This is a genomic window from Ectobacillus sp. JY-23, from assembly GCF_023022965.1.
In the GTDB taxonomy this organism is placed as follows: Bacteria; Bacillota; Bacilli; order Bacillales; family Bacillaceae_G; genus Ectobacillus.
In genome coordinates this window covers 2322707-2336791 of sequence record NZ_CP095462.1, presented here as the reverse complement: position 1 = coordinate 2336791, position 14085 = coordinate 2322707, and the positions used below count along the sequence as shown (strand labels likewise).

Genomic DNA, 14085 nt, shown 5'->3' with positions numbered 1-14085 from the left:
TTCTAGTATATAGGGATTTACAGGAAAGAAAAAGGGAGAATGTTTATGTACGCTTACAAACAGTTGGTTATCGCAGCAATTTGTATGGCTGCAGTAATCGTAGTTGGAACAATTGGCTTTATGGTTCTGGAGCCTCTCAATTTTTTTGATTCACTTTGGATGACAATGATTACCGTTTTAACAGTAGGATATGGTGATGCGATTCCGCAAACAACGGCAGGTAAAGCCTTTGCCCTCACCATTATTCCACTTGGGATTGGAATTGTCACGTACGCGATTGGTGCGGCTACTGCGTTAATTATTGAAGGGGAAATTTTTCATATGTTTGGGAGGAGAAGGATGGAAAAGAAAATAACAGCATTAGAGAAGCATGTCATTATTTGTGGATATGGCAGGGTTGGAGCGCAAATTACAGAGGAGTTACAAAGCAAAGGTATTCCTTTTATCGTCATTGATAAAAAAATGGAGTTCGGATCCGAATTGGTTTATATTGAGGGAGATGCGACCGAAGATGAGGTTCTTCACAAGGCCGGCATTACGAAAGCGGCTGGCTTAGTTGCAGCCCTTCCTAACGATGCGGAAAATGTCTTCATTACGTTAACGGCGCGCGGTCTCAATCATGATGTACAAATCGTCGCTCGTGCGGAAAGAATAGAATCAGAGGAAAAATTACGTCGGGCAGGTGCGAATAAAGTAATCAATCCTTCGAGTATTGCAGGAAGGCGCATGGCAATGGATATCATGAAGCCATTGAGCGTGAACTATGTCGATACTATTTTAACGACGGGAGAAATGTTTGGCATTGAGGAAGTACGGATTGGCGTAAACTCTCCTTTAGCGAGGAATACACTGCGAGCAAATGCTATGCGCGGTCGGTTTGATGTGACTGTATTGGCAATATTACGAGGCGAATCTGTTATTCATAACCCTGCCGATGATGAAATTTTGCAAGAACATGATATGATAATAGTGTTTGGACCGTCGAAAAGGCTAAAGAGTTTAGAAGCAGCATGTCAAAATAAGAGGTGAATAGGATGCAAATTGCAATTGATGCAATTGTAAACAAGTTGATGAAAGAAATGACGTTAACTGAGCAACACAAGCATAACCCACAAAAAGTAAGAGAGCATTTAACGGCTGTTCGCGCGTTATGCGATTTAGTATTAGAAGAGAATATGCAGGAGGTGCGTTCTGCTCCGTTAACGGAGTCCAACCCTGTAGTAACGCAGACAATGACGCCGAAGTACCTGCAGGAAAACGATGCAAACGGCGGTTCTCTTTTGGATTTCTAATGAGTAAAAGGGGTGTAGGAGATGAAGCTTTTTTTCGTATTAGGTAGTGTATTTGCATTTTTAGCAGTAGCGCTTGGTGCGTTCGGCGCACACGGACTAGAGGGAAAAGTAACGGAGCGTATGCTGCAAAACTGGAAGACAGGTGTTACATATCAAATGTTTCATGTTGGCGGGTTGTTTGTCATCGCTTTTCTAATCGGTAAGCTTGGCCAAACATCCATGCTGACGGCGGCCGGCTGGCTGATGGTTGCAGGTATCCTTATTTTCTCTGGCAGTCTGTATGTTATGGCATTGACAGGTATAAAGGTATTAGGGGCAATCACACCAATTGGAGGCTTGGCGTTCCTAGCTGGATGGGTGTTAGTAGCAATTGCGGTTATGAAAGGGATGTAAAAAGATTGGCGAGTGCTCGCCAATCTTTTTTATGTGGGCTGTATTCGGCCGATAGAAGAGTGGAATTGGCCGATAGAAGAGCAGTTCAGCCGATAGAAGAGCGGAACGGAATACTAGGAAGGAGTTAGTTTAAAGCGTCAGCGTTCTAAATAAGAAAAAGCACGGGAATCCCGTGCTTATCTTGGGGCGTATGTGGCAGCTCCTTGTGGGAAATAGATAATCTCTTCAGGAAACTCAACGTAGTCTAGGTAAATCATTAATAGTAAGTAACGCTTGCCGCTTTCTGGCTCACTGATAATGAGGTGATCGCGGCCTGCTGCTTCAATGATGCCTTTATAGGCCTGCGTACCAAGGGAGCTGCCTCGCTCATATGTCATATAAACAGTTGCTTGTTTGCCTTTGTTTAAACGTAGGATGTTTTCGATGTAAGATTGCTCAAGTGGCAACATACCTTGTGACATTGCGTATTGTGCCTGTGCGGCCTGTACTTGCTGAGGACTCGGCTGGGCTGGTGGCAGCTGAGAACCTGCTGCTTGATAAAAACCGCCTCCGTTTCCGTAATATGGACCTTGATTCATACGTAAACCCCCTTATTAAATAGAGAATACTTTTGGACAATCGCTTCCTGATGGTTGGAAGAAGCAGTGCTTCTTGTAGCGCCCAGAATTTTTTTGATTGTACCAAGTCGGCGGACATGCACCAGTTGGTCTGAAGAACCATAAACCGAAGGACGCTGGCCAGAAGCGATCGCCTCTGACAACTCGGCGTGCCAATTCAATATCGCTATCTCGCGCTCGCTGATAAAAGTAACCTTTTTGTGTAGCCTCAAAACCACCAGGATTTTGAAAGACCATTTGCTGCAAGTTACGAATCTTTTTAAAGTCCAAGCAATCTCCCAAAACACGGTTCACGCCGACATTGCCGACCATCAGCATGCCAAGCTGCCCTTCACCTTCTGCTTCTGCCCGTATCAAACGTGCTAAAAGCTTAACGTGTTCTTCGTTGTAAGCGATAACCCCCATACCTTCACCCCGTTTTTCATACGTGCGCAAATCGTTCTCAGGTGTTTATGAGAAAAAACCAGAGTGAATCCATGCGTTGAAAAGCAAGCTAAAAAATGAACTCACATAGTTCATACCTATGAGATGGCAAGTCAACTTATGACTAAGAAGTGGACAAATAAAAAAGGTGCCCATTTGGACACCTTGTGGATTATACTTCTAGAAACTTCCCGATCTTCTCTACTGAAAGAATATTGCCGACAAAGAAAGAGCCGAATTCGCCAAAGCGTGCACTTACTTCATCAAAGCGCATTTCGTATACAAGCTTTTTAAATTGAAGCACATCATCAGCAAATAAAGTTACGCCCCACTCATAGTCATCAAACCCAACAGATCCTGTGATAATTTGACGTACTTTTCCAGCATATTGTCTGCCAATTTTACCGTGGCTGTACATCATTGCTTTGCGATCTTCCATTGAAAGCATGTACCAGTTGTCTTCACCGTTGCGACGTTTATCCATTGGATAGAAACAAACATGATTCATTTTTGGAAGAATTGGCTTTAAGCGCGCCATAATTTGTGGATTTTCATACGGGTTCTCGCCTGCAGGAAGATAGTTGCTTAGCTCGACTACAGATACATAGGAGTATGCAGGAACCATATATTCTGCAAGCTTTGTTTTATTGAATTCAGTTTCAATTTCATTTAATTCTTCCATCGTTGGACGCAAGATCATGAACATGATGTCTGCCTTTTGCCCCACGATAGAATAAATCGCATGACTACCTGCGCCAGCTGCTTCCGTATCATTCCACTTGCTTACGATATTTAAAAATTCCGCGATCGCCGTTTCACGCTCATCGCTCGGAAGTTGCTTCCACGAAACCCAGTCCATTGTACGGAAATCATGTAAACTGTACCAACCATCTAGTGTTTGTGCTGCTTCACTCATTAGGGTCACCTCATTATGTAGATTGTCATATCCTTACTATAGCACAAAAGCGGAGCAAAACTAAAATCGTACATAAAGCTGACACAATTATTCCTGAAAATTTTTAATATATAATCATTTTGTGTTTCCTCATTTTTTAAGCCGATAAAGTTTAAATTATATACAAAAAGCTTTATCCTAATGGATGGAGTACATTTTTGAGGAGGCTTTACGAATGAGTGATTTATTTGCAGTGTTAAAAGATAAGCTACACGGAAAAGGCACGACGATCGTCTTCCCGGAAGGAACGGATGAGCGCATTTTAGGTGCAGCTGAAAGATTAGCAAAGGATGAGCTTGTGACACCGATTTTAATCGGCGCTAAAGGCGATATCGAAGCGAAGGCACAAAGCATGAATCTAACATTAAGCGGCGTTACCATTTATGATCCGTCTACATACGAAGCAATGGATGAAATGGTTGCTTCTTTTGTGGAGCGCCGTAAAGGAAAAGCATCTGAGGAAGATGCACGTAAAATTTTACAGGACGAAAACTATTTTGGCACAATGCTTGTTTACATGGGCAAAGCGCAAGGCCTTGTGAGCGGTGCGGCGCATTCTACAGCTGATACAGTACGTCCTGCTCTGCAGATTATTAAAACAAAGCCAGGTGTAACAAAAACTTCCGGTGTTTTCATCATGGTACGTGAAGATGAAAAGTATGTGTTTGCAGATTGCGCAATTAACATCTCACCTAATGCACAGGACTTGGCTGAAATTGCAATTGAAAGTGCAAAAACTGCAGACTTGTTTGGCGTTGAGCCACGCGTAGCGATGCTGAGCTTCTCGACGAAGGGCTCTGCGAAGTCTCCAGAAACAGACAAGGTAGTAGAAGCAACGCGCATCGCAAAAGAAATGGCGCCTGAGTTAACTTTAGATGGCGAATTCCAATTCGACGCGGCTTTCGTACCGTCTGTAGCAGAAAAGAAAGCGCCAGGCTCTGTTATTAAAGGTGACGCGAATGTATTCGTATTCCCAAGCCTTGAAGCTGGTAACATTGGCTACAAAATTGCACAGCGCTTAGGTAACTTTGAAGCAATCGGACCAATCCTACAAGGCTTGAATATGCCTGTTAATGATTTGTCTCGCGGTTGCAACGAGGAAGATGTATATAAGCTTGCTTTAATTACAGCGGCGCAGGCTTTATAAGTGTAATAAAAAAGAGGCTGCGTCGCAGTCTCTTTTTCTATACAAGCACCTTATTATTCCGTTCCATCACGCGCAGCAAATGATGCTCATATAATTCTGCCTCCTGTGGAGAGAGCGCCTGTGCGCGCAAGCCACTTCCCATGCTTTGCAGGGACTGAAACAGACGAAGCATTAAATCCTGCACCGTAATGTGCTGCCCAAGCAGTTCGGATAGGGATGCCATCGTTTCTGGTACAATGGTTGGGAATGTAAATTTAGTTTCTTCATTTTGCAAGGCAATATCATAAAAGTCGCGAATGGTCTGTGCACGCTCTGAGCCGCTGCCATCCGCGCATAGGTAGATTTGTACGGCAATGCCGCCGCGGATGCGGCGCTGGGAGATACCTGCGAACTTTTGATTGTTAATACTTAAGTCATAGCTGCCAGGGCAGTAAGAGCCCACTATTTCTTTAGCCTCAATCATAGCCGGAAAATCGCGAAGCATATGCTGAATCAAGCTATACATGGCATCGTAGCCTAAATTAATATCAATACCTTTCTCAGACTCGCGCAGAATTAATGAAACATTCAGCACGCCCTCATCCAATACAACCGCTAATCCGCCGGAGTTGCGTACAATCACGTGATAGCCGCGTTCCTTAAGCAGGGAGATGCCTTCTTGTAGGTGAGGCAGTCGCGTATCTTGAATGCCCAGTACAATTGTATCGTGATGCACCCAAGAGCGCATCGTAGCGGGTGAATCTCCGCTGCCGACCACCGTACACAGCGTGTCGTCCATCGCGAAGGACTGAAGCGCATGAAATTGCGGTCCCATACTCGACTGGTCGATAATGCGCCACTCGGGTTGTTTTAAAATATCTATATGACTCATAAGACAAACTCCTTACGTTCTACAAATTAACATGACTGATATGTATATTATAGCATTCATTGCATATATAAAAACAGCTTGCAGGTTATCCCTGCAAGCTGTTTTTATATTACTTTAATGTACTTGCTTCATACATTTTTAGTTCAATTGGTGCAATGACAAAGTCCTTGGCACTCTCGGAGAAAGTAGTAAAGTGAGCGCTTGTGTTATGTGCAGAAACAGCACGTAGATCCTTCCATGCTTCTACCATGATAAACTCATTTTCTTTTTGTGCATTTTTCGTTAATGTGTAGGAAATGTTTCCTTCTTCAGCACGAGATGCTTCTAATAACGGAGTGATTTCTTGTAAAAATAGAGCTTCTTTTGTTGCATCAATAGTTAAGGTTGCATGAATAATAATCATGGTAGCCACTTCCTTCATAAGTTTTATTATTTCCACTCTGCTACGCGGTCAACAGGAAGGCGTACAGATTGATAACCTGCTTCTTCTGCTTTACCGATGGAGATAAGCATAACCGGAACGTAACGGTCTTTTTCCATACCAAAAGCTTCTGCAATTTGATCTTTTTCAAAGCCACCAATTGGGCAAGTATCATAACCGTGTGCACGTGCAGCTAGCATAAATTGCATAGCTACTAAGCCACCATCGATTAGTACGATATCCTTCATTTGCTCTGGTGTTACATTAGCATATAAGCCGCCAATCGCTTCTAGCTGACGCTCTTTTACCTCAGCCGGCATGTAACCAAGCTCAACAGCGCGGCCGTAGATTTCTTCTGCGTAGTCGAAGTTATTTAGATCGCCGAATAGCGCAATCATTGCAGAAGACGTTTCTACTTGTAATTGATTAAAGCGTGCTAAAGGGGCAAGTGTTGCTTTTGCTTCCGGACTCTCGATTACAACAAAACGCCAAGGCTGCATGTTAACAGAAGAAGGCGCTAGCGTTGCAGTTTCAATAATTTGTGTCATTTCTTCTTTTGAAATTTTTACGTTTGTATCGTATTTACGAACGGAACGTCGACCTTTTACAATTGTATTAAAATCATTAAGCAAAGTTGTGTTTGTCATGGTTGTTCTCCCCTTTTTATAAACTGCGTTCTGCTTTTATTTTGGCAATGTTAGTTCCAATGCGCTGTAACAGCTGAAGGGTTATATCAATCTCTTCAGGAGAAAAACCTTCCAGCATATTAGTTACAAAATCAACCTTCTCGTCCCATAACGAAGCCATTTCCTGTCTTGCTTGAGGTGTTAACTTTACAAGAGTAATGCGATTATCCGCATCGCTTTTTCGGCGTGTAATTCTTCCGCTCGCTTCGAGTTGTTTAAGGTGACGAGTGATCGCTGCATTGTCAATCTGCAGTGTTTTTTGCAGCTGAGATTGACTGAGTTCTTCTGATTGAAACAACTGATTTAAGATCTCTAAGCGCGATTGACTGACGCCTGTGCATTTTTCAAACGTGGTTTCCAGCTGAACCTTTAATGCTTTTAGCTCGTTTAAAATATCTATTTCTTTTGAATGCGGCACGCGTTACCTCCAAACCTTTGGTTAAATAATTGACATGTCAATGTTTGATACGTCAATTAATATACACCTATAAATATATAAAAGCAAGTAGTATAGTTTAAATTATTAAATTCTAACATTTCAGCAAAATAGATAAATAAAAAACCGCGCATAATGCGCGGTTTGTAAAACGTTTTCTGTATATCTAGAAATAATTGTTATTTTGAACTAGAAATACACAATGTTTGTTCTTCTTTTTGGGATAAATTCTTACTCAGCAATCTTCTCGAGATTGCCGTTACGATCCATTCGGAAGCTTGTCGTAGATCGTTCTTCGTCTTCAATCAATGCAATCTGACGCGCACGATTCATAATCTTTAAGATGGTTTCGTAGTCTTCTTGAATCGTTGTAGATTGCTGTTCCATTTGATTGATTTTATGTGCAAGCTCTTGATTTTGGCGAGCAAGTTCGGCTGCTTCACGTTTAAGTCTCTCATTCTCTCTCTGCAATGCCTCGGCTTTGGCTCCGCTACCACCGACTGTTTGCAAAAACTGAATCACATCCGCCATTGTAAGCTGTCCACCAGAATAGCGCGGCATTGCAGATACAGTTTCCTCAAAGCTTTCCATATCTTCATCAATTGGTGCGGTAAAGGCCGATACGGGAGGCTTATATAGCAGTCGTTTTTTCGCTTGTTCGCCGCCTGCCGCTCTCATTCTCTCTTTTCGGTGCTTTTTAGCCATTTGTAAGGCCTGATCGTATGTGTAGCGAACAACAGCATTCCAGCGAAATCCGCACGCAGCAGAGGTACGATTCAGTTTATCTCCTACTTCTTCAAATGCGTTTAGCTGTGTACTACCCTCACGAACATGGCGCAAAACAGTCTCCGCAAGCAATAAATCGTCTTCTTCAGTCCAAGCATCTTGTCTTACTTTCATAGATTCATCTCCCTAGTTCATCGAATTTATAATTTACTATTTTTAGAATGGACAAAATCCATATGATTTATACAAACCTTTCATAAAAATGGTAGATTACTCTGCGCTACTTGCATGACATCTAAAAGAAAGGTACAATACCTTTTGTATTATCTCCAAGATGCGAAAATAAACACCTGCAATTTTGTTGATACAAACCAGATAAGATATAAAGTACATGTGGTTCTTCCGACATATGGATGATTAAGAAACGAAAACGCCATCCATTTTCTTTTTTATCTAGGCTCTGTTAAAGTTTATTGTTGATTTCCGTTACGGGGGTTCGCTTTCCGCGGGTGGTCAGGGAGCCTCCTCAGCGCTATGCGCCTGCGGGGTCTCCCTTTGACTAGCTTTTCCCGCAGGAGTCTCACCTTCACTCCCATCAACAAGTGCAAATGATCAACATTAGGCTTTAACACAGCCCTTATCTAAAAAGAATGTTGGTTTTCTACTTGTACCGCTATAAATGGTAAATACTATGTAGTAAAAGTTTGTGATAGAGAAGGGATGTACAATATGGGAAATGAATTTCGTGTATGCGATGATTGTCAAGCAACGAACTTGAAAACATTGCTACCGCGCCTTAAAAAGGTAGATGCAGATGCTGATATTAAAATTGGCTGTCAGTCATATTGCGGACCAGGACGTAAAAAATCCTTTGCGTTTGTTAATAATCGTCCGGTAGCAGCACCAAACGAGGACGAGCTCATTAAGAAAATTGAAGACAAGCTAGGTAAATAAAGCTAAGCACTTCTTATACAAAAGAAGTGCTTTTTGTATATAATATAGATATCACAGCCTAAAGGAGGAGCTTCCTTGGTATATACAAACGGCAAACTGGATGAAAAAAAGGTGTTCAAAGACCCTGTACATAAGTATGTCCAAGTTCGTGATAAAGTCATCTGGGATTTAATTGGAACATCGGAATTTCAAAGACTGCGCCGCATCAAACAGCTCGGTACAACCTTTTATACATTTCACGGTGCTGAACAAAGCCGTTTTAATCATTCTTTAGGTGTGTATGAGATTGTGCGCCGTATGATTGACGATGTATTTGACGGCAAACCACATTGGAATGCGGAGGATCGCTTGCTTTGCTTATGTGCCGCACTTTTACATGATTTGGGACACGGACCGTTTTCGCATTCGTTTGAGAAGGTATTTCACTTAAATCATGAAAAGTTTACACAGCGAATTATTTTAGGGGATACCGAAGTCAATCGCGTGTTGCGCCGCGTCGGTTCGGATTTTCCGCAGCGCGTGTCGGATGTGATTGCGAAGACCTCTGATAATAAACTGGCTATCAGTATGATTTCTAGTCAAATTGATGCCGATCGAATGGATTATTTGCTTCGTGACGCATACTTTACAGGGGTTAGCTATGGTAATTTTGATATGGAGCGTATCCTGCGTGTGATGCGACCGCAAGGTGATCAGGTTGTTATTAAGGCGAGTGGTATGCATGCGGTAGAGCATTACATTATGAGCCGTTATCAAATGTATTGGCAAGTGTATTTCCATCCTGTCACAAGAAGTGCAGAAGTGATTTTAACGAAAATTTTGCATCGTGCGAAGGCTTTACACAGTCAGTACTATACTTTTAAATATGAACCTGTTCACTTTTACTCGCTATTTAAGGAAGAAGTGACACTTGAAGATTACCTGAAATTAGATGAAAATATTATGTATTACTATTTTCAAGTGTGGCAGGAGGAGGAAGACGGTATTTTGCGCGATTTATGTCGCCGCTTTATGAACCGTAATCTGTTTAAATACGTCGACTTCATCGAAAAGCAACATGGCTTGAATAACTGGGTGGAATTAAGTAGCTTATTCAAAAAAGCAGGGATTGATCCGGAATACTATCTTGTGGTGGACTCAACGTCGGATTTGCCCTATGATTTCTACCGCGCAGGTGAAGAAGAGGAACGACTTCCAATTTTACTGCTTATGCCAAATGGTGAGCTTCGCGAGCTATCAAGGGAGTCTGATATTGTCGAAGCGATAACAGGCAAAAAACGCACAGATCAAAAACTGTTTTACCCGCATGATTTAATTTATGAGGATGGTAAAAAGGGAAAAGTGAAGGAGAAGATTATTTCTTTGCTGGAAGGAAAAGCATAAGGCGCGCATAGCGCGCCTGTGCTTCTACTCGTCGCTTAGACGCTTGCCGCCTACTGCGTAGTGGTTTTTAGACATTTCTTCAATAAACACAACAATCTTATCAGCTGGTGCACCAGTTGTTTCACTTACTGCTGCAGTGACCTTCTCTGCCAGAGCTTTCTTTTGTTCTTCAGTGCGACCTTCCAGCATTTTAACCGTTACGTATGGCATATGTATCGCTCCTTTGTATGAAATTACAATCTTATTATAACGAATTTGGAGCGCTTCCACCCAAGAAAATGTATGATATAGATAAAAATAAATATATTGGAATAGAGGAGATGAAGAATGGAACACTTTTTCGCATATCCGCTTCAAGATATCCCGTTGGTTTTGCTGGCGCTTGCGGCCGCTTTGTCCGTCCATGAGTTTGCCCATGCATATGTAGCATATAAGTTTGGGGATCCGACAGCTCAAAAGCAAGGGCGTCTCACGTTATCACCGCTTGCACATTTAGATATTGTCGGAACGCTGGCTATTTTACTGCTTGGCTTCGGTTGGGCAAGGCCTGTTCCGGTGAATCCGTATTTCTTTAAAAAACCGCGCCTTGCTGGTATTTTAGTTTCTGTTGCCGGTCCTGTCAGCAACTTAATACTCGGGACAATTGGTTTAGCAATTTGGTATGCGTTAATTAGCTTTGGCGTGGTAGATATGGTACCGGAATCTGTGACAGAAACTTTATCGCGCTTTTTTAACATCTTCATTGTATTAAATATTGTGTTGTTCGTGTTCAACCTGTTGCCACTTCCTCCGTTGGATGGCTATCGCATTGTGGAGGACCTCATGCCGACAAACATCCGCGCTAAAATGACACAGTTTGAAAACTACGGTATTATTATTTTCTTGATCTTGGTTGTAACGCCACTTGATCAATATACAATTCAGCCAATCTTTAATGTTGTTGTACCAAATATCTTGGATACATTACAAAGATTACTGGCACCTATATTCGGATAATAGGAGGTTTTATATATGGAAGAACAACCAAAGAAGAAAGCAATTGGCTTCAATATTATTAAGGATGATTCTACAAGCGGCCACGGTGGTTTTGGCGTTGGAGCGCTTAGCCTTGAAAATATGTCACCTGTCTTTGTAGATGTGGAAGAGGGCACTGCCTTCGTTGATATGGGGGCAATGCATGCGCGCAGTGTGGTGGAAAAAGGCATTAAGTTTTTGCCAACGAAAGGTGAAGTGCCGAATGGAAAGCCATATTGGCTTGTATGGGTAACAATTGAACGTTTACCAGAGGGTCCTTATTATGCGGGCGTAACAGCCTGTGAAATGACGGTTGACCGCGAAATCCGCCGCGGTTACAAATCATTGCCAGAACATGTGAACAAAATGGATAAATCCTTAAAGCGACACATTATGGTCGATTATATGGATGAAAAGTCCAAAAAGGTGCTGAGAGAATTTCTACAGCAGCACGATGCAGGCATGTGGGAGAGATCAAAGGAAGAACTGAAACAAGCACTTGCATAAGTAGATGTGCGGAGAAGAAATACGAGAGCAACTGATTTGATAATTTGGTTTTATCCGCCGGGATTACGTCGTAGGTTTTCGTTCTTCTCTCTATCTAAAAAAGCTTGTTTTCTTACCTTGTGAAAAGGTAAGATTTCCAGTAAACTAAAAACGAACCTATCTACAGGAAAAACTAGGACAACAAAAGGTCTCCGCAGTTTTGCGGAGACCTTTTGTATTACCATGGCATATAGCGTTTCCACCAGCCGTTTTTCGCATCTTCCTTCGCTTTAATCTTCATGCTGTTAAAATCTTCTGTACCATCGAGATGCTCCATGCAGTGATCTGTCGGCTCTGTTCCTTTTACAAAATACATCTTTACTTTGATTGGGCAGCCTTTGGTTGCGATTTTTCCATTTTGCGGGTTAATATCAAGGGCAACAGTTCCCGATGTTTTCTCAAAGGTTTCTTCAGGCTCCTCTGCCAGACCTTCCTCCATAATTTTAGCCCATATTTCCTTTGCGTAGCGCTGTTCAGCGGCATCTGTTAGCTCTTTCTCTCGATCGTAGCCAGTCCAAACCCCTGCAACAAGCTGAGGTGTAAAGCCAATCATCCAGCTGTCTGTTTTTGTTGAGCCGGATTTGCCCGCATATGACCGCGATAGCTTGCCGGCAATTGCCTGACCAGTAACAGTCGCATAGCCGCTCAGCTTTTTATTAAACATGCCTGTCATCATTTCAGTTACAACAAAGGCGTTATCTTTATTTAAAACTTGCTTATTTTTCACATGTGCATCGTATAAAACAGTACCATCTTTATCGAGAATGCGTCGGATGAAGATTGGCTTAATTTGCTTACCGCCATTGGCAAGCATACCGTAGGCATTAATGATTTCAAGCGGTTTTACAGGCTCACTGCCTAGCGCTAACGACGGAATTTCTTTCATCTCACTCGTAATTCCAAATTCCTTGGCGGTTTTTACGAGCTTATCCATTCCTAAAAACATGTGCGTTTTGACGGCATATACATTATCTGAGACTGCCAGAGCCTGCGCCATCGTGACAAAATCCTCAGCATAATAGTTCTTATAATTGGTTGGTTGATAGGTTGATACGCCATCCGACAAGGAAAAGGTTGTATATTCGCTCTTTAAGCGTGTCGCCGGTGTAAAGCCTTGTTCTAGGGCTGCATAATATAGAAGCGGCTTTATGGTTGAACCCGGTTGTCTATATGCTTGTGTGGCGCGGTTGAATTGACTTCTTTTATAGTCGCGTCCACCGATAAGAGCCTGCACTTCACCTGTTTTAGGGTGCATGGCAACAATCGCTGTCTCAAGCTCTGTAGAACTTGGAATCATAGAGGCAGCTTGTTCCGCAATTTCTTGTAGCTTTACGTTTAGTGTGGTATAAATTCGAAGCCCGCCGCGTTCTAATGTTTGCTCGTCCATATGCAAATCGTTGGCGAGAGCCTGCTGGACGGCGTCTTGAAAGTAAGGGGCTATTTCTAATGCTTCCTGCGGCTTCAATGGTTGCAGCTTTAGTTTTTCAGCTCCTGCCGCATCTTCTTGCTGCTGTGTGATGAAGCCCTGCTCATGCATTTGTGCTAGAATGAGCTTTTGTCTTTGCTTCGCACGATTTTCGTTCAAATAAGGGGAGTAGTAGCTCGGGCCTTTTGGAATTCCGGCAAGCATGCTGGCTTCTGCTAAGGTTAGGTCTTTTGCATGCTTATTAAAATATAAGCGCGAGGCTGCCTCGATACCGTAAGCGCCGTGCCCGTAATAGATAGTATTTAAATAGCCTTCTAATATTTCAGCTTTATCGTAGTTTACTTCTAGACGAATCGTATAAAGCGCCTCCATCAGCTTGCGCTTCCACGTTTTATCATGACTTAAATATAAGTTACGAGCATACTGCTGCGTAATGGTACTTGCACCCTGTACCATCGCCATTGCTTTTAAATCGGCAATAGCTGCGCCTGCAATTCTCTTCATATCGAACCCGTAATGGTCATAAAAGCGCTGATCTTCAATTGCTAGTGAAGCTTCCCTTAGAAAAGGAGAAATATCATCAAGCGAAACCCAATGTCGATTCTGTCCTGTATGACTTTGTCCAATAACAGAGTCGTCATTTGCATAAAATACTGTCGTTTGTGGGACGGAAACGGGCGGAGGGCCAGCAATTTTCGCACCGATAATAAATAAGGAAATCCCTGTGGCGATGATAATTGAAGCAGTTACGCTTATAATAACAAACGCACGAATATACTTGGCCTTATTTGCAAT

17 protein-coding genes and 1 pseudogene are annotated in these 14085 nt (G+C 42.5%); 8 read left to right on the top strand and 10 right to left on the bottom strand.

The window, feature by feature from the left end; genetic code table 11:
- Positions 1-45: 45 nt before the first annotated feature.
- From MUG87_RS12050 to MUG87_RS12040, 3 genes are read left to right on the top strand one after another with little or no spacing between them, the layout of a single operon-like run.
- Positions 46-1029, top strand: coding sequence for a potassium channel family protein (locus MUG87_RS12050; protein ID WP_247082449.1), 984 nt, complete (start codon positions 46-48; stop codon positions 1027-1029).
- A 5-nt stretch (positions 1030-1034) separates the two neighbouring features.
- Positions 1035-1292 carry a YwdI family protein gene (locus MUG87_RS12045; protein WP_124564165.1) on the top strand — a complete coding sequence of 86 codons (258 nt, stop codon included), beginning with the start codon at positions 1035-1037 and terminating at the stop codon, positions 1290-1292.
- A 21-nt stretch (positions 1293-1313) separates the two neighbouring features.
- A complete protein-coding gene (locus tag MUG87_RS12040) occupies positions 1314-1685 on the top strand; it encodes a DUF423 domain-containing protein (protein WP_124564164.1) in 372 nt (123 codons plus the stop codon).
- A 176-nt stretch (positions 1686-1861) separates the two neighbouring features.
- On the opposite strand, the gene gerQ is transcribed toward MUG87_RS12040, so the two are convergent.
- The 3 genes from gerQ to hemQ form a co-directional block, all read right to left on the bottom strand.
- Complete coding sequence (gene gerQ / locus MUG87_RS12035) at positions 1862-2263, bottom strand: spore coat protein GerQ (RefSeq protein ID WP_247082447.1); 402 nt, start codon at positions 2261-2263, stop codon at positions 1862-1864.
- A 15-nt stretch (positions 2264-2278) separates the two neighbouring features.
- Positions 2279-2707, bottom strand: a complete 429-nt coding sequence (locus MUG87_RS12030) for a cell wall hydrolase (protein WP_247082445.1) — start codon at positions 2705-2707, stop codon at positions 2279-2281.
- Positions 2708-2897: 190 nt separating this feature from the next.
- On the bottom strand, positions 2898-3641 hold the full coding sequence (hemQ, locus tag MUG87_RS12025; RefSeq protein ID WP_247082443.1) for a hydrogen peroxide-dependent heme synthase: 744 nt from the start codon (positions 3639-3641) through the stop codon (positions 2898-2900).
- 214 nt (positions 3642-3855) lie between these two features.
- Here hemQ and pta point away from each other — a divergent pair, with 214 nt between their 5' ends.
- On the top strand, positions 3856-4827 hold the full coding sequence (pta, locus tag MUG87_RS12020) for a phosphate acetyltransferase (protein WP_247082441.1): 972 nt from the start codon (positions 3856-3858) through the stop codon (positions 4825-4827).
- 37 nt (positions 4828-4864) lie between these two features.
- Here pta and MUG87_RS12015 read toward each other — a convergent pair whose 3' ends face one another.
- The 5 genes from MUG87_RS12015 to MUG87_RS11995 form a co-directional block, all read right to left on the bottom strand.
- Positions 4865-5698: an octanoyl-[GcvH]:protein N-octanoyltransferase gene (locus tag MUG87_RS12015; RefSeq protein ID WP_247082439.1), complete on the bottom strand. Its 834-nt coding sequence runs from the start codon at positions 5696-5698 to the stop codon at positions 4865-4867.
- Positions 5699-5807: 109 nt separating this feature from the next.
- Entirely contained in the window at positions 5808-6101 is a 294-nt protein-coding gene (locus MUG87_RS12010; RefSeq protein ID WP_247082437.1) for a putative quinol monooxygenase, read from the bottom strand.
- A gap of 26 nt (positions 6102-6127) precedes the next feature.
- Positions 6128-6766 carry a nitroreductase family protein gene (locus MUG87_RS12005; RefSeq protein WP_247082435.1) on the bottom strand — a complete coding sequence of 213 codons (639 nt, stop codon included), beginning with the start codon at positions 6764-6766 and terminating at the stop codon, positions 6128-6130.
- A gap of 16 nt (positions 6767-6782) precedes the next feature.
- The gene (locus MUG87_RS12000; protein ID WP_247082433.1) at positions 6783-7223 is read right to left on the bottom strand and encodes a MarR family winged helix-turn-helix transcriptional regulator; all 441 of its coding nucleotides are present in this window, start codon (positions 7221-7223) and stop codon (positions 6783-6785) included.
- Between the two features lie 249 nt (positions 7224-7472).
- Positions 7473-8141 carry an RsfA family transcriptional regulator gene (locus MUG87_RS11995; protein WP_247082430.1) on the bottom strand — a complete coding sequence of 223 codons (669 nt, stop codon included), beginning with the start codon at positions 8139-8141 and terminating at the stop codon, positions 7473-7475.
- A gap of 555 nt (positions 8142-8696) precedes the next feature.
- Here MUG87_RS11995 and MUG87_RS11990 point away from each other — a divergent pair.
- Positions 8697-8921, top strand: a complete 225-nt coding sequence (locus MUG87_RS11990; RefSeq protein ID WP_247082428.1) for a YuzB family protein — start codon at positions 8697-8699, stop codon at positions 8919-8921.
- 75 nt (positions 8922-8996) lie between these two features.
- Positions 8997-10304 carry an HD domain-containing protein gene (locus MUG87_RS11985; protein ID WP_247082426.1) on the top strand — a complete coding sequence of 436 codons (1308 nt, stop codon included), beginning with the start codon at positions 8997-8999 and terminating at the stop codon, positions 10302-10304.
- Between the two features lie 24 nt (positions 10305-10328).
- Here MUG87_RS11985 and MUG87_RS11980 read toward each other — a convergent pair whose 3' ends face one another.
- The gene (locus tag MUG87_RS11980; RefSeq protein WP_247082424.1) at positions 10329-10709 is read right to left on the bottom strand and encodes a 2-hydroxymuconate tautomerase; all 381 of its coding nucleotides are present in this window, start codon (positions 10707-10709) and stop codon (positions 10329-10331) included.
- On the opposite strand from MUG87_RS11980, the gene MUG87_RS11975 reads away from it, so the two are divergent.
- Entirely contained in the window at positions 10632-11300 is a 669-nt protein-coding gene (locus MUG87_RS11975; protein WP_247082422.1) for a site-2 protease family protein, read from the top strand. The two genes, MUG87_RS11980 and MUG87_RS11975, sit on opposite strands and share 78 nt — an antisense overlap.
- 15 nt (positions 11301-11315) lie before the next feature.
- Positions 11316-11825 carry a YwhD family protein gene (locus tag MUG87_RS11970; protein ID WP_247082420.1) on the top strand — a complete coding sequence of 170 codons (510 nt, stop codon included), beginning with the start codon at positions 11316-11318 and terminating at the stop codon, positions 11823-11825.
- Positions 11826-12042: 217 nt separating this feature from the next.
- Here MUG87_RS11970 and MUG87_RS11965 read toward each other — a convergent pair.
- Positions 12043-14004, bottom strand: a pseudogene (locus MUG87_RS11965) (transglycosylase domain-containing protein); the annotation flags it as partial.
- Positions 14005-14085: the final 81 nt, after the last annotated feature.

Excerpts from the sequence above, each read along its gene's own strand:
- hemQ (WP_247082443.1), bottom strand. The coding sequence starts at position 3,641 with ATGAGTGAAGCAGCACAAACACTAGATGGTTGGTACAGTTTACATGAT.
- MUG87_RS11970 (WP_247082420.1), top strand. The coding sequence starts at position 11,316 with ATGGAAGAACAACCAAAGAAGAAAGCAATTGGCTTCAATATTATTAAG.
- MUG87_RS12050 (WP_247082449.1), top strand. The coding sequence starts at position 46 with ATGTACGCTTACAAACAGTTGGTTATCGCAGCAATTTGTATGGCTGCA.
- MUG87_RS12015 (WP_247082439.1), bottom strand. The coding sequence starts at position 5,698 with ATGAGTCATATAGATATTTTAAAACAACCCGAGTGGCGCATTATCGAC.
- MUG87_RS12040 (WP_124564164.1), top strand. The coding sequence starts at position 1,314 with ATGAAGCTTTTTTTCGTATTAGGTAGTGTATTTGCATTTTTAGCAGTA.
- MUG87_RS12010 (WP_247082437.1), bottom strand. The coding sequence starts at position 6,101 with ATGATTATTATTCATGCAACCTTAACTATTGATGCAACAAAAGAAGCT.
- MUG87_RS11980 (WP_247082424.1), bottom strand. The coding sequence starts at position 10,709 with ATGGACGGACAAAGCGGCCGCAAGCGCCAGCAAAACCAACGGGATATC.
- gerQ (WP_247082447.1), bottom strand. The coding sequence starts at position 2,263 with ATGAATCAAGGTCCATATTACGGAAACGGAGGCGGTTTTTATCAAGCA.
- MUG87_RS12005 (WP_247082435.1), bottom strand. The coding sequence starts at position 6,766 with ATGACAAACACAACTTTGCTTAATGATTTTAATACAATTGTAAAAGGT.
- MUG87_RS11995 (WP_247082430.1), bottom strand. The coding sequence starts at position 8,141 with ATGAAAGTAAGACAAGATGCTTGGACTGAAGAAGACGATTTATTGCTT.
- MUG87_RS11975 (WP_247082422.1), top strand. The coding sequence starts at position 10,632 with ATGGAACACTTTTTCGCATATCCGCTTCAAGATATCCCGTTGGTTTTG.
- pta (WP_247082441.1), top strand. The coding sequence starts at position 3,856 with ATGAGTGATTTATTTGCAGTGTTAAAAGATAAGCTACACGGAAAAGGC.
- MUG87_RS11990 (WP_247082428.1), top strand. The coding sequence starts at position 8,697 with ATGGGAAATGAATTTCGTGTATGCGATGATTGTCAAGCAACGAACTTG.
- MUG87_RS12045 (WP_124564165.1), top strand. The coding sequence starts at position 1,035 with ATGCAAATTGCAATTGATGCAATTGTAAACAAGTTGATGAAAGAAATG.
- MUG87_RS12030 (WP_247082445.1), bottom strand. The coding sequence starts at position 2,707 with ATGGGGGTTATCGCTTACAACGAAGAACACGTTAAGCTTTTAGCACGT.